22 protein-coding genes are annotated in these 19,314 nt (G+C 47.0%); 10 read left to right on the top strand and 12 right to left on the bottom strand.

Features of this window, described 5'->3' with window-relative positions:
* Positions 1 to 46: 46 nt before the first annotated feature.
* From ccoG to R7O13_RS21295, 3 genes are all read right to left on the bottom strand, one after another.
* Positions 47 to 1,468: a cytochrome c oxidase accessory protein CcoG gene (gene ccoG / locus R7O13_RS21305; protein ID WP_318304663.1), complete on the bottom strand. Its 1,422-nt coding sequence runs from the start codon at positions 1,466 to 1,468 to the stop codon at positions 47 to 49.
* A gap of 308 nt (positions 1,469 to 1,776) precedes the next feature.
* On the bottom strand, positions 1,777 to 2,043 hold the full coding sequence (locus tag R7O13_RS21300) for a YihD family protein (protein ID WP_005379040.1): 267 nt from the start codon (positions 2,041 to 2,043) through the stop codon (positions 1,777 to 1,779).
* A 166-nt stretch (positions 2,044 to 2,209) separates the two neighbouring features.
* Positions 2,210 to 2,377, bottom strand: coding sequence for a hypothetical protein (locus tag R7O13_RS21295; RefSeq protein ID WP_005379043.1), 168 nt, complete (start codon positions 2,375 to 2,377; stop codon positions 2,210 to 2,212).
* Between the two features lie 296 nt (positions 2,378 to 2,673).
* Here R7O13_RS21295 and R7O13_RS21290 point away from each other — a divergent pair, with 296 nt between their 5' ends.
* Together R7O13_RS21290 and trhA are read left to right on the top strand one after the other, a co-directional pair.
* The gene (locus R7O13_RS21290; RefSeq protein WP_005379045.1) at positions 2,674 to 3,480 is read left to right on the top strand and encodes a sporulation protein; all 807 of its coding nucleotides are present in this window, start codon (positions 2,674 to 2,676) and stop codon (positions 3,478 to 3,480) included.
* A 70-nt stretch (positions 3,481 to 3,550) separates the two neighbouring features.
* Positions 3,551 to 4,204 carry a PAQR family membrane homeostasis protein TrhA gene (gene trhA / locus R7O13_RS21285; RefSeq protein WP_005379047.1) on the top strand — a complete coding sequence of 218 codons (654 nt, stop codon included), beginning with the start codon at positions 3,551 to 3,553 and terminating at the stop codon, positions 4,202 to 4,204.
* Positions 4,205 to 4,237: 33 nt separating this feature from the next.
* Here the strand turns inward: trhA and R7O13_RS21280 are convergent, their stop codons facing one another.
* The 6 genes from R7O13_RS21280 to def all read right to left on the bottom strand — a co-directional run bounded on the left by R7O13_RS21280 (position 4,238) and on the right by def (position 10,607).
* Positions 4,238 to 4,822, bottom strand: coding sequence for a DUF3157 family protein (locus R7O13_RS21280; RefSeq protein ID WP_054575337.1), 585 nt, complete (start codon positions 4,820 to 4,822; stop codon positions 4,238 to 4,240).
* 26 nt (positions 4,823 to 4,848) lie between these two features.
* Entirely contained in the window at positions 4,849 to 6,294 is a 1,446-nt protein-coding gene (locus R7O13_RS21275) for a TrkH family potassium uptake protein (protein WP_017821575.1), read from the bottom strand.
* 9 nt (positions 6,295 to 6,303) lie between these two features.
* Positions 6,304 to 7,680 (bottom strand): Trk system potassium transporter TrkA, encoded by a 1,377-nt coding sequence (gene trkA / locus R7O13_RS21270; protein WP_005379062.1) that lies wholly within the window; start codon positions 7,678 to 7,680, stop codon positions 6,304 to 6,306.
* A 63-nt stretch (positions 7,681 to 7,743) separates the two neighbouring features.
* A complete protein-coding gene (gene rsmB / locus R7O13_RS21265) occupies positions 7,744 to 9,027 on the bottom strand; it encodes a 16S rRNA (cytosine(967)-C(5))-methyltransferase RsmB (RefSeq protein ID WP_086047108.1) in 1,284 nt (427 codons plus the stop codon).
* 80 nt (positions 9,028 to 9,107) lie between these two features.
* Positions 9,108 to 10,055, bottom strand: coding sequence for a methionyl-tRNA formyltransferase (fmt, locus tag R7O13_RS21260; RefSeq protein ID WP_005461453.1), 948 nt, complete (start codon positions 10,053 to 10,055; stop codon positions 9,108 to 9,110).
* Positions 10,056 to 10,088: 33 nt separating this feature from the next.
* Positions 10,089 to 10,607, bottom strand: coding sequence for a peptide deformylase (def, locus tag R7O13_RS21255; protein ID WP_005379068.1), 519 nt, complete (start codon positions 10,605 to 10,607; stop codon positions 10,089 to 10,091).
* 138 nt (positions 10,608 to 10,745) lie between these two features.
* On the opposite strand from def, the gene R7O13_RS21250 reads away from it, so the two are divergent.
* The 4 genes from R7O13_RS21250 (at position 10,746) to R7O13_RS21235 (ending at position 14,061) form a co-directional block, all read left to right on the top strand.
* Positions 10,746 to 11,840 carry a LysM peptidoglycan-binding domain-containing protein gene (locus R7O13_RS21250; RefSeq protein WP_262630421.1) on the top strand — a complete coding sequence of 365 codons (1,095 nt, stop codon included), beginning with the start codon at positions 10,746 to 10,748 and terminating at the stop codon, positions 11,838 to 11,840.
* On the top strand, positions 11,824 to 12,933 hold the full coding sequence (gene dprA, locus R7O13_RS21245; RefSeq protein ID WP_318304659.1) for a DNA-processing protein DprA: 1,110 nt from the start codon (positions 11,824 to 11,826) through the stop codon (positions 12,931 to 12,933). The genes R7O13_RS21250 and dprA overlap by 17 nt, the downstream gene beginning before the upstream one ends.
* Before the next feature lie 2 nt (positions 12,934 to 12,935).
* On the top strand, positions 12,936 to 13,415 hold the full coding sequence (locus R7O13_RS21240; RefSeq protein WP_005379074.1) for a DUF494 family protein: 480 nt from the start codon (positions 12,936 to 12,938) through the stop codon (positions 13,413 to 13,415).
* Between the two features lie 76 nt (positions 13,416 to 13,491).
* Complete coding sequence (locus R7O13_RS21235; RefSeq protein WP_262592717.1) at positions 13,492 to 14,061, top strand: type I DNA topoisomerase; 570 nt, start codon at positions 13,492 to 13,494, stop codon at positions 14,059 to 14,061.
* 65 nt (positions 14,062 to 14,126) lie between these two features.
* On the opposite strand, the gene R7O13_RS21230 is transcribed toward R7O13_RS21235, so the two are convergent.
* Both R7O13_RS21230 and purE read right to left on the bottom strand, forming a co-directional pair.
* Positions 14,127 to 15,260 (bottom strand): 5-(carboxyamino)imidazole ribonucleotide synthase, encoded by a 1,134-nt coding sequence (locus R7O13_RS21230; RefSeq protein ID WP_047104450.1) that lies wholly within the window; start codon positions 15,258 to 15,260, stop codon positions 14,127 to 14,129.
* A gap of 4 nt (positions 15,261 to 15,264) precedes the next feature.
* Complete coding sequence (gene purE / locus R7O13_RS21225) at positions 15,265 to 15,750, bottom strand: 5-(carboxyamino)imidazole ribonucleotide mutase (RefSeq protein ID WP_005379082.1); 486 nt, start codon at positions 15,748 to 15,750, stop codon at positions 15,265 to 15,267.
* A 199-nt stretch (positions 15,751 to 15,949) separates the two neighbouring features.
* Between purE and R7O13_RS21220 the strand changes: the two genes are divergently transcribed.
* The 4 genes from R7O13_RS21220 to R7O13_RS21205 all read left to right on the top strand — a co-directional run bounded on the left by R7O13_RS21220 (position 15,950) and on the right by R7O13_RS21205 (position 18,674).
* On the top strand, positions 15,950 to 16,507 hold the full coding sequence (locus R7O13_RS21220; protein ID WP_005379084.1) for an L-threonylcarbamoyladenylate synthase: 558 nt from the start codon (positions 15,950 to 15,952) through the stop codon (positions 16,505 to 16,507).
* A 47-nt stretch (positions 16,508 to 16,554) separates the two neighbouring features.
* Positions 16,555 to 17,472 (top strand): oxygen-dependent coproporphyrinogen oxidase, encoded by a 918-nt coding sequence (gene hemF, locus R7O13_RS21215; RefSeq protein ID WP_318304656.1) that lies wholly within the window; start codon positions 16,555 to 16,557, stop codon positions 17,470 to 17,472.
* A 101-nt stretch (positions 17,473 to 17,573) separates the two neighbouring features.
* Entirely contained in the window at positions 17,574 to 18,407 is an 834-nt protein-coding gene (gene aroE, locus R7O13_RS21210; protein WP_017821584.1) for a shikimate dehydrogenase, read from the top strand.
* A 3-nt stretch (positions 18,408 to 18,410) separates the two neighbouring features.
* Positions 18,411 to 18,674, top strand: coding sequence for a DUF1488 domain-containing protein (locus R7O13_RS21205; protein WP_213961291.1), 264 nt, complete (start codon positions 18,411 to 18,413; stop codon positions 18,672 to 18,674).
* Between the two features lie 7 nt (positions 18,675 to 18,681).
* On the opposite strand, the gene R7O13_RS21200 is transcribed toward R7O13_RS21205, so the two are convergent.
* Positions 18,682 to 19,230, bottom strand: a complete 549-nt coding sequence (locus tag R7O13_RS21200) for a gamma carbonic anhydrase family protein (RefSeq protein WP_005379096.1) — start codon at positions 19,228 to 19,230, stop codon at positions 18,682 to 18,684.
* Positions 19,231 to 19,314 lie beyond the last annotated feature (84 nt).

The raw sequence follows: 19,314 nt of genomic DNA, 5'->3' as shown, positions 1-19,314 counted from the left end.
AAAAGGCTCATTACTGAGCCTTTTTCCGTTAGTCACTGAAGTAGCGCTATAGTTTTTTAATAAAACGGCTTTCTACTTCAATAGTGAATTCGTTGCTCTTATCGGTGAGTATAAACTGAATTGTCGTAATCGCAGAGTTTAGCTTGTCAGGATCGGTACCAAGACTCATTGGCAGGTTCAATACCTCACCTGGCTGGACCTGAATTGTCTGCTTACCATACCAGCTTACATCGGATAGCCCTTCAACATCCAACGAGTACTCTTGCACTTGCTGAGTTTTGTTGATCACCTTGAGGGTGTAGGTGTTTTCTACTTCTCCCGAGCCATTAACGCGGAACAGTTGGTTACGGTCGCGAATAACACTCATGCCGGCTGGGTCTACCGCTGCAATTTGGGCAAAGAAAAGACCGACCATGACGAGTAGTACGGCACCATAGCCTAGCAGCTTCGGACGCATGACTTTGGTACTCTTACCCGATAAGCGATGCTCGGTGGTGTAACTAATTAGGCCCTTCTCGTAGCCCATGCGATCCATGGTGTTATCACACGCATCAATACAGGCGCCACAGTTGATACATTCATACTGCAAGCCGTCACGAATATCGATACCTGTTGGGCACACCTGCACACACAAATCACAATCAATACAATCACCCAAACCAAGTTGCTTTGGATCGGCTTTACGCGGACGTGGGCCACGTTTTTCCCCACGTTTTGCATCGTAGCCAACGATGAAGGTGTCTTTATCAAACATGGCAGACTGGAAGCGCGCGTAAGGACACATGTGAATACACATGATGGAACGCATCCAACCAGCATTACCATAAGTACAAATGGCAAAGAACATTACCCAAAAGACGGGCCAGAAGTTGGCGTTAAAGGTGAAAAAGTCGATAACCAATTGCTTCATTGGCACGAAGTAGCCAACAAAAGTAAAACCAGTGGCGAGTGCAATGGCAAACCAAGCTATATGTTTGACGGTTTTACGCATCGCTAAATTCGCTGTCAGCTTATTGGAGTCTTGTTTACGGCGTTTATTGGCACTACCTTCCAGCTTCTCTTCAAACCAGATATACATGAAGGTCCAGACGGTTTGTGGGCAGAGATAGCCACACCAAACCCGACCTAAGAAGGTGGTAATAAAGAACAACCCAAACGCCGCGATCACAAACAGCAAGGCGAGTAGGGTAAGATCTTGTGGGTACAGTGTGGTACCGAAAAAGTTGAACTGCTGGTTGCCAATATCAAGCAAGATCGCTTGACGTTCACCGTAAGGAATCCACGGTATCAAAGCGAAGAGAAGTAGTAAGAACCAACCACCGTAACGACGTAGTTTCTGGTAAGTTCCTTTACTTTCGCGTACATAGATGCGATTACTTGGGTTAAACCGATCCCCGTTTCCTTTATGGGTTTTGGGATTATAGGTTTTAGGAGTCACATCTTTGATATCGATCTTGTCCTGACTCATGCACTCATCCTTCTTAGGCTTTTATAATGTACGGCGTCATTTCTATTGATGTCGCTCGATGACATTGCTGCTCGTTCCGTCATAAAGATGACCGAACATAATTATTTTAGTAAATACTGATGAACGGCGATTATACAATCAATAACAATTCCGTTTCTTTAACGCAGTCAATGTTTAACAACAAAAATCAGTACAGTTAACCTGATAATTGGCTGAACAGTTATAACCAATTGTGGGACTAAAAACTTTGGTTATAAAAAAGCGACTCACAGGGAGAGTCGCTTAAAGAATACTGGCTGTTGAGCTGGTTATTTGATGATGCCACGAGCGCGTAGGATCGCCGTTTTAAAATCGTCCTCTTGGTCTTTTTTGAGTCCAGGGATCATTTCATCTTTGCTGCTATTACGCATTTTAAGGTGGTAGATCAGTACATCGTCGGTCAGATCTTCTAGCTTTCCTTTATAGCCTGCTTCTTTTGCCAGCTTAACGATGAACTGCAAGAGGTTCAGCTCTTGATCTTTATGCCATTCAGGCTCTAGTAGCTCAAGCAGCTCTTCAATGCGATGACACTTCATTTCTTTCTCCACAGAATTTATAGGTGTAATTAGCAGTAAAGGTACCAAATTGCTTTGCTAAGACCAAATAGGAAAAACGATCTCTTTCTCTGTAGTTTGTTTTATGTCTTTGAAGTTTTATTAGTAGCGCGCAAAGAAAAAAGCGCAGCTGGCGCCGCGCTTTTGATTAAGCTGCTTTGATAACTTTGGCCGGAACACTCGACATCATTGCTGTCTTCTCAACCAATGTCATTGCTGGCGCAACTTGCTTTGCTTTTGGTGCAGTAGTAAAGCCACTGCGGCGGCGCATTGCACTAGTATTAGTGTGTGCGAACCTGACTGTTGTTGGGCGCATTAATTTACCTAACTGTCAGGCATATCCATTGCCGATGTAATGGCCTGAATCATTATGAGCTAGGCTCCAACAAGATTGAAGAATCACTCTTCTGGCTCTCGCCAATCCAGTTAATGAGTCAGGAATACCGATATGCATGCATATCAAGTGTAAGATTAGCATCCTTGTAATAATTGGTCGATAGTTGAGCAATTGAATTGTTTAGATTTTGTCATTTTGTCGCGATGTTCGAGGCAATTTTTGTTTGATCCCTCGATCAGCAGTAGTAGTATGAGATCTCGATGAAGGAGGTGCCTATGTCATTTTTGAAGAAGACACTTGCCAGTTTTGGGATTGGGAGCGCGAAGGTCGACTCAATCTTAAACCAAGACGTGCTATACCCAGGTCAAAGTGTGGATGTGTCTATCCATGTATATGGTGGTGCGACTGAACAAGCGATCGACAACATTGATTTAAAACTCTGTTGCCGCTACATCGCAGAAGCCCCTGATGACCGTGGTGCGCGAGAAGGACACAGCATGCGCCGAGTACCTCAAACTCATGTGCTTGCTAAGTGGAGTCTCCCTTACGCATTTACCATCCATTCCGGCGAAGAGCGTACCTTCGATGTTAAGCTCGATGTGCCTTGGAACACGCCTGTCACCATTGGTGATGCCAAAGTATGGTTAGAAACTGGCTTAGACGTTGCTGCTGCTTTGGATCCGACTGATAAAGACATCCTCACCGTCCGACCTGATCCTCTGATGGATGCGGTACTATCTGCATTTGAAGCGCAAGGTTTACGAATTCGCCAGGTGGAATGCGAGGAAGTGAAAGGATTCGATCTACCATTTGTGCAAGAGTTTGAACTGGTGCCAACCGACGGACCTTACCACGGCGTGTGGCGCGAATTAGAATTTGTTGCCCACCGCAGTGAGCAAGAGCTCAAGTTGTGGTTTGAAGTTGACCGCACACGCAAGGGGCAAGGTGGCATGCTCGCGAGCTTACTGGGTAGTGGCAAACTCAAGCGAGAGCTGACCATTCCTGCCACGACTAAGCCAGATCAAGTTGGCGAACTGGTACTCAATTATCTCGATCAAACTACTGCCGTTCATGAGTCTTAATTTAAGCTTACACGTGTAAGCCTAATGTGCCATACTAGAGCAAATTTCAAACTCTAGTATAGGCGCATTGATGTCCGAGCTGCAGAAACCTCAATACAGTCAACGTGAAGAACTGGCCAATACCATCACCCACGGTATAGGGATGATTTTTGGTATTGTTGGCTTGATACTGCTGTTAGTTAAAGCCATAGACCATCAAGCTGACACTTTAACGCTTACCAGTATGGCGATTTATGGAGCGAGTATTATCGTGCTATTTTTGGCCTCGACGCTCTATCATGCGATCCCTCATCCCAAAGCGAAACGTTGGCTAAAAACCTTCGACCATTGTGCTATTTATCTTTTGATAGCAGGCAGCTATACCCCTTTCTTGTTAGTCAGCTTAAGAACACCTCTAGCATTTGGGTTGATGATCGTTATTTGGAGCATTGCGTTGATTGGCATCATCATGAAAGTTGCGTTCGTCTATCGATTTAAAAAGCTTTCTTTGATGACGTATTTGGTGATGGGATGGTTATCGCTGATTGTGATTTATCAATTAGCTATTAACTTGGATGTCGGCGGACTTACACTGCTTGCTGCTGGTGGAATTGTGTATTCACTAGGGGTAATCTTCTACGTCGCGAAGCGCATTCCCTTTAACCATGCGATCTGGCACGGCTTTGTTTTGGCTGGCTGCGTGTGCCATTTCTTTGCGATTTATTACTTTGTTGAGCCTATCTAGCCGATAGGCTCAACAAAGAATATTAAACACGTATTAGCGAGTTTTTACCTCTAGCACTTTGGCAGAAAACTGGTATTGCTGTGATTGCGGTACAGCCAATTTAATGCTCTTACCTTGTTCCGCTTGCTGTGGTCGCAGGTAGGTATCCGCCATGCGCTTGATGGATTGCCAAACTGTTACGTTTTCTTTTGCCAGTTGCTGACCAGACATATCAAACACTTGCACCTCAACTTCCACTTGAATGACAGATTGAGAGCTTTGGTTGGTGATTGATGTAGGTAAAACAAGCTCACCGCTTTGATAGCTTGCTGAACCAATCAATACATCCACACCTGAATCTGATAGCTGCATGGTTGGCTTTTTGGCGTTTACCACCACGGTCGTGCCAACGGTTTTCGTTACCACTGGAATTGTCGCAATCGCAGGAGCTGCGATTGTTTCAACTACGCTTGCTGTTGTTTGTGTCTCCGTCGCTTGCTGCGCCGGTTTTTTCATGACGTATTCCCAGGTAAAGTCATCGTTCAACTTCACTTCTCGACCATCGGCTAAAGTGATGACCTCGGCGGCGTATGTGGATGAGGCGGCAAGTAGGGTCGCCAGAGTAATCCATGTTTTCATTGTTATACCTTTTAATTAGAGTCTGCTTAGCGGCGCCAAAACGCAGGAAAGAACAGTACAAGAATAGTCAGAATTTCCAAGCGGCCCATTAACATCCCAAAGCTTAAGAGCCATTTGGCAGTATCGGGCAGAGGCGCGAAGTTGCCTGTCGGGCCAATCACACTACCCATACCAGGGCCAACATTGGCAACGGCGGTGATTGAGCCAGAAATACTGGTCACAGGGTCGAGGCCAAGAGCACTTAAACAACCCGCGATAAAGATAATGGTGATAAAAAACATCAAGCCAAATGCCACCACTGAGCGAACAATATCATCATTCACCGGTCGCTGGTTATAACGCTGTACAAACACCCCTGAAGGGTGAATCAACTTCATCATTTGTTTGTTTAGCAGCGTCATTGCAATTTGGAAGCGGAAGATTTTGATCCCGCCAGACGTTGATCCTGAGCATGCCCCCGCCATCATTAAGAATGCGAAAAGAGTGGTGGGTAATGCGCCCCATGCGGTGAAGTCTTCTAAGCCAAAGCCAGTTGTGGTGACGACAGAGACAATATTAAACATCGACACTCGCAGGGCATCCAAAATGGTGTACCCATCTCGAATCACTAGCCAAGCTGAAATCACTAAGCTTGAGAATACGAACAGGTACGCAAATCCTCTAACTTGAGCGTCGTTAACCAACACATCAATACGGCGTTTACGTAATGCGGCGATAAAGAGCAAAAACGGCAAACCACCTAAGAACATAAAGGTAGTGGCCACCCAATGTGCGCCATTAGAGAAGTGGTTCATTGACCCATCAGATGTAGAGTATCCACCCGTCGATAGCGTAGTAAAGGCATGGTTGATTGCTTCGAACAGGTTCATGCCGGTGATCAAGTAGCCCAAAATACATAGGCCTGTTAGCATCAAATAAACCGCTACGATGTTTTTGGCGACCGTTTTCGCTCTTGGACTACTTTTATCCGACCAATCTGATGATTCGGTTTGGAATAGCTTCATACCACCGACATTCAGCATAGGTAGCACTGCTACCGCCATCACGATAAAACCAATGCCACCAAGCCACTGTAAAATAGAGCGCCATAGCAAGATGCTCGGTGCCATGTTGTCTAGGCCACTGAGCACCGTTGAGCCCGTCGTGGTGATACCCGACATCGTTTCGAAGTAGGCGTCGGTGAAGCTGATGTGGTTGATAAACACAAATGGCAAGGCGGCGAACGCACTCGCGATGGTCCAAACCAAACTGGTGATGAGGAACATATCGCGTACGCTGAGTTTGAACTTGGCGGTGCGACCGATCGTCAGGCAGATGAAGGCGGCAAGGTGCGTGATCACAACGGCTTGGGCGAAATCGAGGAATCCCCCCGTACCGGTAAAGAAAGCGACCAAAGTCGGCACGTACATAAACAGGGCCAGTTTGGATAAAACCAGCCCGATAACAAACAGTACGGGACGTAAGTTGACCATAGGAAAATCCTAGAGGAAGAATGGACTCGGCTGGAATAGCGCTTCGACGTCTGATACGTATTTTTTGTTGACCAGGAACATCACCACATGGTCATCCTGCTCGATGACCGTACGGTCGTGGGCAATAAGAACTTCTTCGCCACGAACGATAGCACCAATGGTGGTCCCAGGTGGAAGCTTTATATCTCCAATCGCACGTCCAACCACTTTAGATGTACTTTCATCACCGTGAGCGACGGCTTCAATCGCTTCCGCAGCGCCGCGGCGAAGTGAGGATACGTTTACGATATCAGCGCGACGAACGTGCGTTAGCAAGGCTGAAATAGTGGCTTGCTGAGGTGAGATTGCTACATCAATTACGCCGCCTTGTACCAGGTCTACATAAGCGCCACGTTGGATCAGCACCATCACTTTTTTAGCGCCCATGCGTTTTGCCAACATTGCAGACATGATGTTGGTTTCATCTTCGTTGGTCAGCGCGATGAAGACGTCGACTTGGTCGATGTTCTCTTCCGAGAGAAGCTCTTGGTCTGCCGCATCACCGCAGAACACGATGGTGTTTTCTAGTTGCTCAGAGAGCTTTTCTGCACGCTGGTAGTTACGCTCAATCAGCTTCACGCTGTAAGTTTGCTCTAGGCGTTTAGCCAAGCTTGCGCCGATGTTACCCCCGCCAACAATCATGATGCGGCGGTACGGTTTTTCTAGACGCTGAAGCTCACTCATCACTGAGCGAATATGATTACTTGCTGCAACGAAGAACACTTCATCATCGGCTTCAATAATGGTGGTGCCTTGCGGGCGAATCGGACGGCCTTGACGGAAAATCGCTGCCACACGGGTATCGATGTGCGGCATGTGCTCACGCAAAGCAGACAGCGCGTTACCCACCAACGGGCCACCGTAGTAGGCTTTTACCGCCACTAGGCTGACTTTCTGTTCAGCAAAGCTCACCACTTGCAGCGCGCCTGGGTATTGGATCAGACGTTCGATGTAGCTCGTGACGAGTTCTTCTGGTGCGATAAGGTGATCAACAGGAATAGCACCAGATTTAAACAGGGCTTCTTTTTCGGCCAGATATTCTGGAGAGCGAATACGCGCAACGCGGTTTGGGGTATTGAATAGAGTGAACGCGACCTGACAGGCGGCCATGTTGGTTTCATCAGTGTTGGTTACTGCGACGAGCATATCGGCGTCTTGCGCGCCAGCTTCGTGTAGCACGTCTGGATGGCTCGCATGGCCATTGACCACACGTAGGTCGTATTTGTCCTGCAATTCACGCAGTCGGTCGGCATTATTGTCGACGATGGTGATGTCGTTGTTTTCACCCACTAGGTTTTCTGCCAGTGTGCCGCCAACCTGACCTGCACCAAGAATAATGATCTTCATACTCTTTTCTCGTATCTGAAAAAGGCGATTGAAATCACTTCAATCGCCCTATTTAGCATGCTGTTACGCGTGTGTTTTAGTTAGCACTGCGTAGTAGAAACCATCCATATCTTCTTCGCCTGGTAGAATTTGACGACCAGGCTGGTCGGGATCAGAATCCAGCAGTTGCGCATCCGCGGTACGTGCTAAAAACGCTTTTACTTGCTCCACGTTTTCTTGCGGTGTGATTGAACAAGTCGCGTAAACCATGGTGCCGCCGGGCTTCAGTTGCGTCCACATGGCATCAAAAATTTCACTTTGTAGCTCTGCTAATGCGGCGATGTCGTCTGCACGACGTAGCCATTTGATGTCTGGGTGACGACGAATCACGCCAGTCGCAGAACATGGGGCATCCAGCAAAATGCGATCAAATTGCTCGCCTTGCCACCATTCTTGTGGATTACGCGCATCACCGCAAACCACTTTTGCCTGAAGGTTGAGACGCTTCAGGTTTTCATGCACACGTTTCAAGCGTGTGTCGTCGCAGTCAATCGCGACCACTTCACTGCCCGACGTGCGCTCTAGAATGTGCGCCGTCTTGCCACCTGGCGCAGCACAGCAATCTAAAATCCGTTCGCCGTCTTGTGGTTTTAGATAGTTGATCGAGAGCTGCGCTGCCGCATCTTGTACCGAAACCCAACCTTTATCAAAACCAGGTAGCTTCATCACGTCACATGGTGCGGCCAATTTTATGGCGTCCATTGCTTCTGTGTGTGGCGTGCTATCAATGTTTTCATTTTTGAGCAGCGCAAGGTATTCATCACGAGTGTGGTGTTGATGGTTCACACGCAGCCACATTGGTGCTTTTTGGTTGTTCGCTTCAACAATACTTTCCCATTGCTTTGGGTAGGCCTCTTGCAGCAGTTTTAGTAACCAGCTTGGGTGACCGTACTTGCCAGCGTTGTTGCTGACGGCCATTTGGTCGAGTTCTTCTTGGTTGCGCTGGTAGTTACGCAATACCGCGTTAATCAAACCACGCAGACGAGGACCTTTCAGCTCTTTAGTGCCTTCAACCGTTTCACCGACTGCTGCGTGCGCAGGAATACGCATGAAGCTCAGTTGGTAAATACCAACCAGAATTAGGTGATGGAATACACGTTGTTTGCCTTTGAGCGGCTTATCCATCAACTGGTTTGCGATCATTTCTAGGCGAGGGAGGTAACGTAGCGCACCGTAACAGATCTCTTGTAACAGAGCGTGGTCACGAGGTCGTACCGTTTGTTGAGCCGCTGGAAGAGCGCTTGAAAGTGAGTGGCCCTTGTCGACGACAAGATACAGGACGTTAGCAGCCGCAGCGCGAACATTCATGATGAGTACCTTAAAGTAAAGGAGGGCATCTCTGCCCTCTAAAAGTTCGTATAATTGGGGATAATAACCCCTAGTATGGCTTAAACCAGCAGAGTGCCAACTTCAAACCAAGCCGCACGCGAATTCAGAATATCCTGAACTGACATGGCTTTTTTGCCAGGAACTTGCAGTTGCTCTAGCACCAGTACGCCGTTGCCTGTCGCAACATAAATACCGGTTTTATCTGCTTGTACGATGGTGCCGGCTGGCTTGTCACTGGTTTGCTCTGCCACACGGCTTTGCCATACTTTGATGCTGTTTTCTGCCGCCTCAAAGTGGCTCATTGGCCATGGGTTAAATGCACGAACGCAGCGCTCAATGTGCGCCGCATCGTCGTTCCAGTTGATGCGTGCTTCTTCTTTGCTGAGCTTTTTCGCGTAGTTCGCGAGCTCATCGTCTTGCTTCACTGGCACTGCTTTACCCGCAGCAATGTCTGCTAGGCAGTCAATCAGGGCTTCTGGGCCAAGCTCAGCCAATTTTTCGTACATTGAAGCGCTGGTATCTGTCGCTTCGATTGGCAGAGTTGCAATCTTCAGCATATCACCAGTGTCGAGACCGATGTCCATCTGCATGATGGTCACGCCAGTTTCTGCATCGCCCGCCCAAATAGAGCGTTGGATTGGAGCCGCACCACGCCAACGAGGTAGGATAGAACCATGTACGTTGATACAACCCAGTTTAGGGGTATCAAGAACCGCTTGTGGCAGCAGCATACCGTACGCCACGACAACCATGAGGTCGGCGTTCAGATCGGCAAGTTCTTGTTTCGCTTCGTCGGACTTAAAGCTTTCAGGTTGGTAAACCGGGATATTGTGTTCTAGCGCCAGTTGTTTTACCGGTGGCGCAGCCAATTTTTTGCCACGACCCGCTGGACGATCTGGGTTTGTGTAAACCGCGATGACTTCATGCTCCGAAGACAACAACGCCGCCAAGTGACGGGCGGCGAAATCCGGAGTACCTGCAAAGACAATTCGTAAAGACTGACTCAAGGTAGACTTCCTTCTAATTGGTATGGTTCGAGATTAAGCGTTTTGCTGCTTCTCGTTAAAGCGTTTGATTTTCGCTAGCTTGTCCTGAATGCGTTTGCGTTTCAGTGGCGATAGGTAATCCACGAACAGCTTACCTTGTAGGTGATCAAGCTCGTGTTGAACACAAATCGCTAGCAGGTCGTCGGCTTCAAAGGTGAACTCTTTGCCATCACGATCCAGTGCTTTAACGGTAACTTCTGCAGCGCGAGGCACAAGTGCGCGTGCACCTGGTACCGACAGACAGCCTTCTTCGATGCCATCTTCGCCACGCTTTTCCAGAATCTCAGGGTTGATTAGCACCATCGGCTCATCGCGAGTTTCTGAAATATCAATCACTACGATACGTTTGTGGATATCAACCTGCGTTGCAGCAAGGCCAATACCTTCTTCGTCGTACATGGTTTCAATCATGTCATCGACGATTTTTTGAATCTCAGGTGTCACCGCTTCAACAGGCTTTGCGACTGTGCGCAGGCGATCATCCGGGAATGTTAATACTTGTAATACAGACATATTCACTCGAAATATTGAACTGTGCCGAAACAGCACAAACCTTGTTGGCTCAATTCTAGACATTTTATAGCCTAAATGACAGCATCCTTGCACCAATTTCCATTCTGGTTCCTGCTTAATAGACCAAGGACGAGGGTCATGAATCGAATTTTCCGCAACGTTGCCAGTGTTACGTTGCCGTTACTTTTCTCTTTCAACGCTGTAGCAAATGTGGATGCGAACCCACTGACTGTTAAAGATGATGCGCCACAAACGTATGTAGTCGTGAAGGGCGATACGCTATGGGATATTTCGGCCATGTACTTAGATAGCCCGTGGTTGTGGCCTCGTTTATGGCAAGTAAACCCGGAAATCGATAACCCTCATTTAATTTATCCCGGAGACAAGCTGTCTTTGGTGTGGATTAACGGTCAGCCCGTGTTGAGCCTAAAACCGGTTAAGAAGCTGAGCCCGAAAGCTCGCATCACAGAAAAGAAAGCCGTACCAACGGTCGCGGAAGGTTTGGTGATGCCTTACCTTAAATCGGATCGGTTGCTAGATAAAGATTCGTTGAACAGAGCAGCAAAAGTGATGGGTAGCAGCAAGGGCAGTAAGTATCTGACTGCAGAAGATGTGCTGTATATCAATGGCAATCAGACCGCGACAGGTTGGGCTATTTACCGACCAGTAGCTACCTTTTCGCGTGACGATGTGTCGGAAGAGATTACCGCGCTGCGTTTGATTGCCAAAGGCGATCTCGTTGAAGCTTCGAGTGATTATTCAGGTTTGAAGCTTACATCGCAAATGCAAGAAATCCTACGTAACGATATCGCGTTGCCAAATCAATCGGTTGAGAATACTGACTTCACGACTACGTTCTATCCGCTGCCGTCGCCACAAGGCAGTTCTGCAAAGTTGCTAGGTAATATCGAAGGTATTCGCTTTAGTTCAATTAACCAAGTCGTGGTGATTGATAAAGGCACGTCAGATAATCTCAAGCAAGGCAGTGTGTTTGATTTAAAAGAAGACGCGCACCCAGTTTACAAAGACGGCGATGAGTTCAAGAAAGAGTTTGGCGTGCTTGATAAGAAAATCACTTTGCCTCAAAGCAAAGTTGGTGAGTTGCTGGTCATTCGTCCTTATGAGTACTTTAGCTTGGCACTGATCACTAACAGTACGAAACCCATTAACCAAGATATTTCGGTGGTGTCACCGTTGGCGGACGAATTAACCATCGATGAATCGACGAAATAACGATGATCTCGCTGCCTGGTTAAAACTGAGTTGTTTACCAGGCATTGGCGGCGTCAAAATGAATAAGCTACTGGCAAGAGACACGCCACGTAACATCGTAAACTTCTCTCCTGAACAGCTACAACAACTTGGGTTAACAACTAAGCAAATTCAAGCTTGGGCTTCAACAGATAAAGAAGTCGATGCTTGTTTAAGCTGGCTTGAGGCTTCTACAAAACATCATATCCTGACACTGACTGACCCGCGTTATCCACCTCAACTCAAACAAATCGTTGCACCGCCACCTTTACTTTTTGTTCAAGGAAACCCTACTTGTCTCTCTCAGCCACAAATCGCGATGGTTGGCAGTCGAAATGCGAGTATTGATGGATTACAGCATGCACGTCAGTTTGCTGCAGAGTTTGTTCAGCACGATTTTATTGTCACCAGTGGTCTCGCTTTAGGCATTGATGGTCATGCGCATGATGGTGCGTTGCAAGCGGGTGGTAAGACGATTGCGGTGCTAGGATCTGGCTTAGAAAATATTTATCCGGCACGTCATCGTGGTTTAGCGCAACGTGTTATTGAACATGGGGCCTTGGTGTCTGAGTTTCGGCCTAATGCCAAGCCGCGTCCAGAAAACTTCCCGCGTCGTAATCGTATTATTAGTGGATTATCGCTTGGTGTACTGGTCGTCGAGGCGGCGAAAAAGAGCGGCTCGTTAATTACAGCTCGTTACGCGCTTGAGCAAGGTCGAGAAGTATTTGCGCTGCCAGCGTCAATCAATGCCCCCAATGCCTGCGGTGGAAACCAGTTGATACGTCATGGCGCTTGCCTCGTAGAAAAGACGAAAGATGTCTTAGATGAAATACAGTCCTTGCTTGATTGGTCTATTAATCAGAGTACCGATTTATTTTCTACGTTAAATGATGAAGAAGAATTGCCATTTCCTCAGCTGTTAGCTAACGTAGGAAGTGAAGCTACACCGGTTGATATTCTTGCAAACAGGACCAATATACCTGTCCAAGAAGTCATGATGCAGCTCTTAGAGTTAGAACTCTCTGGGCATGTCGTTGCGGTTTCAGGAGGCTATATTCGAAAGGGGAGGGGCTAGCTATGATGATGGATATACTGATGTATCTATTCGAAACCTACATCCATAGCGATGCAGAGTTACAGGTCGAACAAGACGAGTTGGAAGAAGAATTGCTCCGTGCAGGCTTCCAACAAAAAGATATCTACAAAGCCCTTGTCTGGTTAGAAGAGCTTGCCGCATTGCAGCAAAGTGACACCTCTTCTGCAATCTCGACTTGCATGGCTTCGTCATCAACTCGTATCTACACAGCGAAAGAGATGCAGCGTTTAGATTTGGAATGCCGAGGATTTCTATTGTTTCTCGAGCAAATCAATGTGTTAACCACAGAAACTCGCGAAATGGTGATTGACCGAGTGATGGGATTAGAAACGAGTGAGTTTGAGCTTGAAGACCTCAAATGGATCATTCTGATGGTGCTGTTTAATGTGCCTGGCAACGAAAACGCTTACACGCTAATGGAAGAGCTGTTGTACACCAAGGAACAAGGGATTCTTCACTAACCATCTGGGCAAGTTCGAGTTTAGCTAGAATAAACGCGAGCTTGTCTTTTTGTGTGTTTTTCACGAAACGGTAAGTATGAGTAGTAAAATCGACAACACCCTTTTCTCTGCCCATGAACACGCTTTGGAACACGAGCCGTGTCCAAAATGTGGTGGTGAGCTGACTCTCAAGCACGGAAAACATGGCCCATTTCTCGGCTGTAACCATTATCCAAGCTGTGATTACATTAAACCGCTACACAGCAATGATGGGCACATCGTGAAAGAGTTGGGTGTGCCTTGTCCTGAGTGTGGCAATGAGTTGGTACTCCGCCAAGGGCGCTACGGTATGTTCGTTGGTTGTAGCCATTACCCGGCTTGTCATCATATTGAGTCGATTAATCAACCAGAGCCAGAGGCGCAGTCAGAAGAGCAACACGCTTGCCCTGAATGTAGCAAAGGACATTTGGTTGAGCGTAAAACCCGATTTGGCAAAACATTCTACGCGTGTGATAACTACCCTAAATGCAAATTTGCTGTGAACCTTGCTCCGGTCAAGGGGCGATGCGAAGAATGTGGTTTTACTCTGTTGGTGGAGAAGAAACTTGCCAGTGGTGTGAAATTGCAATGTGCTAATCGTAAGTGTCAGCACACCCAGCAAGGGTAAATGAATTAAAGGAATTGAAAAGGGTCGCATCGTGCGACCCTTTTTTGTTTTTTTGCTGCCAAACGTTAGTGTTGAGGCTGTTTAGCGAACGCTTGCACGGCTGGGAAAGCTATTGGGTCTAAGATGTCTGCCAGAGCGCACAACCTACGGTGCAATTCTCCTGGGTAGTCGCCACACACGTTGATATGTCCCATCTTGCGACCTGCACGTTTCTCTTTGCCATACCAATGAATGTGGCAACCATCCATTGATAACAATGCTTCTGGTAGTGTGTCTTCACCAAGAATATTAATCATTGAGGTTTCACGAACCAATTTCGTACTACCTAATGGCAAGCCGCACACTGCGCGCAGATGGTTTTCAAACTGACACGTTTCTGCACCTTGCTGTGTCCAGTGACCAGAGTTGTGCACGCGTGGAGCAATCTCATTCACTAAAAGTGCCCCATCGACATCAAAGAACTCAAGCGCCAATACGCCAACGTAATCTAGGCTATCTGCGACAGCCGTGAACATTTGCTTTGCTTGTTCCTGTAACCCTGGCGCATCAATCGCAGTAGAAAGACTCAATACACCGTTGGTGTGGACGTTCTCTGCCAGAGGATACACTTCCACACTGCCATCTTTGCTTCGAGCACCAACCAGTGATACTTCGCGGTTAAAAGGAACAAACTCTTCAGCAACAATCGCTTGAGTTGGTGTTGCCGCGATGCACTCTGCCATCTCAGTCCAAATGTCGTCGACTTGAGAAGCTTCTTTTAAGCGCCATTGGCCTTTACCATCGTAACCACCTAATGCACTTTTCAGAACCATTGGCATACCAACGTGTTCAATTGCGCGCTCAAAGTCTTCACGAGTTTCAATGACGTAGTATTTCGCGTTGCGCACGCCAGCATCATCAAGCAGTGCCTTTTCAATACGGCGATCACCACCTGCTTTGATGGCTTGCGTACTTGGTAGGAACTTGCCGCTCGCTTCGCAAACTTTGAGCACGTCATGTGGAATATGCTCGAACTCGGCAGTAATCACATCAACTTGCGTAATCGCATTTTCCAAGCCATGGCCAAGTACCTGTTGAGTTAAAGGGTGAACGACATCACCGCTGCTGACATCGTAAGCTGAAATTTGAATATTCAGTGGCGCACCAGCCAGAGACATCATACGAGCCAACTGACCCGCACCAAGAACCAGTACATGCATCTGATTAATCCTCTGCAGGGTTTGGATTTGCGAGAACTGTTTCCGTTTGCTCATTACGGAATGCTTCTACCTTCGCCATGATGTTTTCATCATGAGTGCCTAGGATTTGCGCTGCTAGGATACCGGCGTTTGCTGCGCCCGCTTCGCCAATCGCCAATGTACCAACCGCAATTCCCTTTGGCATCTGTACAATAGAAAGCAGTGAATCCATACCTTTCAGTGCACGAGACTGAACGGGAACCCCAAGCACTGGCAAACTAGTAAACGCCGCCGCCATACCTGGTAGGTGGGCTGCACCACCTGCGCCTGCGATGATAACTTTGATGCCGCGTTCTTTTGCGCCACTGGCGTAGTCAGCCAGTAATTGAGGAGTTCGGTGTGCTGACACTACTTTTGTTTCGTAAGGCACGCCAAATTGGTCTAGCATGTCCGCTGCTAGTTTCATGGTTGGCCAATCGGATTTAGAACCCATGATGATACCGACTTTCATCTCAAACTCCTTTAAGCTGCAAAAATTAGGTGAGCTATAAATTTGTGCGCATTATACGGGGATTTTTATCTCAAGCAAACGTTTGCGTCTTGTTGTTGGCGCTATTGATACATTTTATAAAAAAATTGCTTTAGTGTCTGAGAATGAATATTTGTACACTTAGTGAAAACAACACAGTCAAACAAATAGGAAGTAATCGGTGGATAACTTTGAACAAGTGCTCAACGCACTCAAGCAAGGCGAAGTGATTGCCTATCCAACAGAAGGGGTTTTTGGTGTCGGATGTGATCCAGATAACCCAGAAGCAATTCAAAAGCTATTAGAGCTCAAGCAGCGTCCGGTAGAAAAAGGGCTGATTCTCATCGCGGCAAGTTATGATCAGCTCTTGCCTTATATTGATGAATCTCAGTTGACTGAAGAACAATTACAGACTGTTCATGCCACTTGGCCAGGCCCATACACTTGGATCATGCCAGCGAGCGATAAAGTATCCAACTGGGTTTCAGGGCAGTTTGATTCAATTGCGGTTCGTGTGACTGATCATCCTTTGGTGCAAAAAATGTGTAATGCATTCGGAAAGCCGTTAACCTCTACCAGCGCGAATCTCTCCGGCTTACCACCGTGTATGACCACGGAAGAAGTCGAAGAGCAGTTGGGTGATAAGCTGGTCGCCATTCTTCGTGGCGAGACCAGCGGTCGTGATAAACCCAGCGAGATTCGTGACGCCAAAACTTCACAAATATTAAGACAGGGTTAACCCTGCTAGCCAGCCATCATTAGGTTTCACGTAATAGGTAATAACGTATGTCAGCGATCGATAAGCACGCCGTAAAGCAGTTCTTGATGTCACTTCAGGACTCCATTTGTCAGCAGTTAGAACAAGAAGATGGAAAGGCCGTCTTTGTCGAAGATGCATGGCAACGTGAAAAAGGAGAGCGTCTGGGTGGCGGTGGTCGCTCACGTGTTTTGCGTGATGGCCTTGTTTTCGAGCAGGGAGGCGTGAACTTCTCACATGTGGAAGGGAAAGAAATGCCAGCATCTGCGACAGCGCATCGCCCAGAGCTAGCGGGTCGTCGTTTTGAAGCGATGGGTGTTTCTTTGGTTATTCACCCTAAAAACCCTTATGTACCGACTTCACACGCCAATGTCCGCTTCTTTATTGCAGAAAAAGATGGCGAAGACCCAATTTGGTGGTTTGGTGGTGGTTTTGACCTAACGCCGTTCTACCCATTTGAAGAAGATTGCCAATCATGGCACGACACTGCAAAACAGCTTTGTGCACCATTTGGTGACGATGTTTACCAAGAGCATAAAGCATGGTGTGACAAATACTTCTTCCTACAACATCGTAATGAAACTCGCGGTGTTGGCGGTTTGTTCTTTGATGATCTAAACCAGTGGGAATTTGATAAGTGTTTTGCTTACATCAAAGCAGTGGGTGAAGGCTATTGCCAGGCTTACTTGCCGATCGTTTCTCGTCGTAAAGAGATCAAGTATGGTGAGCGTGAGCGTGAATTCCAACTATATCGTCGCGGCCGTTACGTAGAGTTCAACTTAGTGTATGACCGTGGCACCTTATTTGGTTTACAAAGTGGTGGGCGTACTGAGTCGATTCTGATGTCAATGCCGCCGCTCGCTCGCTGGGAGTACTGCTACGAGCCAGAAGCGGGATCGCCAGAAGCTGAACTTTACGAGCGATACCTAACGCCCCGAGAGTGGTAAGCACGGAATCTCCTTTTCTATATAGATAGATAGTGATAGGGTCATCTGTAATCAGGTGGCCCTGTTTTCTCTATATCTAAGTAAGGAACAAAGGTAAGGAAATGACCCAGCAAATCGATCGCTATGCCGTGTTTGGTAATCCTATCGGACACAGTAAGTCGCCATTCATTCACACCTTGTTTGCTCGTCAAACTAATCAATCTTTGGTGTATACCGCAGAAAGTGCACCTGTTGATGGTTTTATTGACGCGGCGAAGGTGTTTTTTGCTGAAGGTGGCAAGGGGTGCAACATCACTATGCCATTTAAAGAAGATGCTTATCAATTTGCTAGTCGATTGACAGAACGGGCTCAGTTAGCAGGCGCGGTAAATACCCTCAAGAAGTTAGACGATGGTGAAATCATCGGTGACAACACTGATGGTGCAGGTTTAGTGCAAGATCTGCTTCAGCATCAGGTTGTATTGGAAGGTGCGCGAATCCTAATTATTGGTGCTGGTGGTGCAGCTCGTGGTGTTATTAAGCCACTACTCGATCAAAAGCCGACCTCTTTAACCATTACCAACCGTACCTTTAGTAAAGCACAAGAGCTCGCAGAGCTGTTTGTCTCTCACGGTCCTATCCTCGCCAAAGAGATGGCAAGTATTGATGAAGAGTATGATGTCATCATTAACTCCACATCCGCTTCTCTTAGTGGTGAACTGCCGACTATTTCATCCTCCATCTTTGCCGCTAACAGTACAAGCTATGACATGATTTATGGCAAAGGGGTGACGAGCTTTAACTTATGGGCAAAAGAGAATGGTGCCGCTCATGCGTATGACGGTCTTGGAATGTTAGTTGGGCAGGCTGCGGAAAGCTTTATGCTCTGGCGTGGCTTACGTCCTGGTGCCAAACAAATTCTCAGAGAACTAAGAAAGAATCTTGAAGGTCAATAAGCGATGAATCAATCCATCTTATTCCCAGATATTCAATCATGGGATGAAGTATCACAATCGGTAAACTTTTCGGCGCAACAATCAGGCGCACTAATAGAGTGCTTTGTGACGAAACAAAAGTTAGAAGAGCTCAGTGGTTCACTGATTGAAACTGAGCAAGCGGCAATTAAAGTGTTTACTGATTACAGATTCGACCTAGAAGAAATGGCTGAAGAGCTAATAGAAGATGAAGCCTTCAACGAAGAAGGCCATATCATCATCGGTTAACAGGGTTTTAGTTCAAGTCTTTTACTTCATTTAAGTAGTCGTTTTTGTTCTGCACATAGTTATTGGCAGACTTTTGCAAGAAAGCTCGTTCTTTTTCTGATAGAGGGCGAGCTTGTTTTACTGGGCTTCCAACATATAAGTAGCCACTTTCTAATACTTTCCCAGGTGGCACTAAACTGCCTGCTCCGATCATCACCTCTGACTCAATTACAACAGCATCTAAAACAATAGCTCCCATACCAACCAAAACACGATCGTGGATCTCACAACCGTGCAGCATCACTTTGTGGCCAATCGTAACGTCATTACCAATAATCAATGGGTAGCCGTTTGGGTTTTCGGCGTTCTTATGGGTGACATGCAAAACACTGCCATCTTGAATATTCGTTCGATCACCAATGTGAATGTGGTTTACATCACCTCGCGCTGCTACCAGTGGCCAAATGCTAGAATCATCGCCAATTCGGATATCACCGACTAAAACAGAGGTTGGGTCAACGTAAACACGCTCACCAAGTTCAGGCTTTATACCTTTGTAGCTTCTCATTGAGCTCATCTTTTTTCCTTATTCAGGGCGATTACAGGGTGTATGGAGGTAGAATAGTAGTGAAAACTCGCCTTTTAGAATAAAAAACACCCA

The organism is Vibrio sp. Y176 (genome assembly GCF_033438945.1).
The sequence above is the reverse complement of the archived record's forward strand: the minus strand, read 5'-3'. Positions and strand labels throughout refer to the sequence as shown.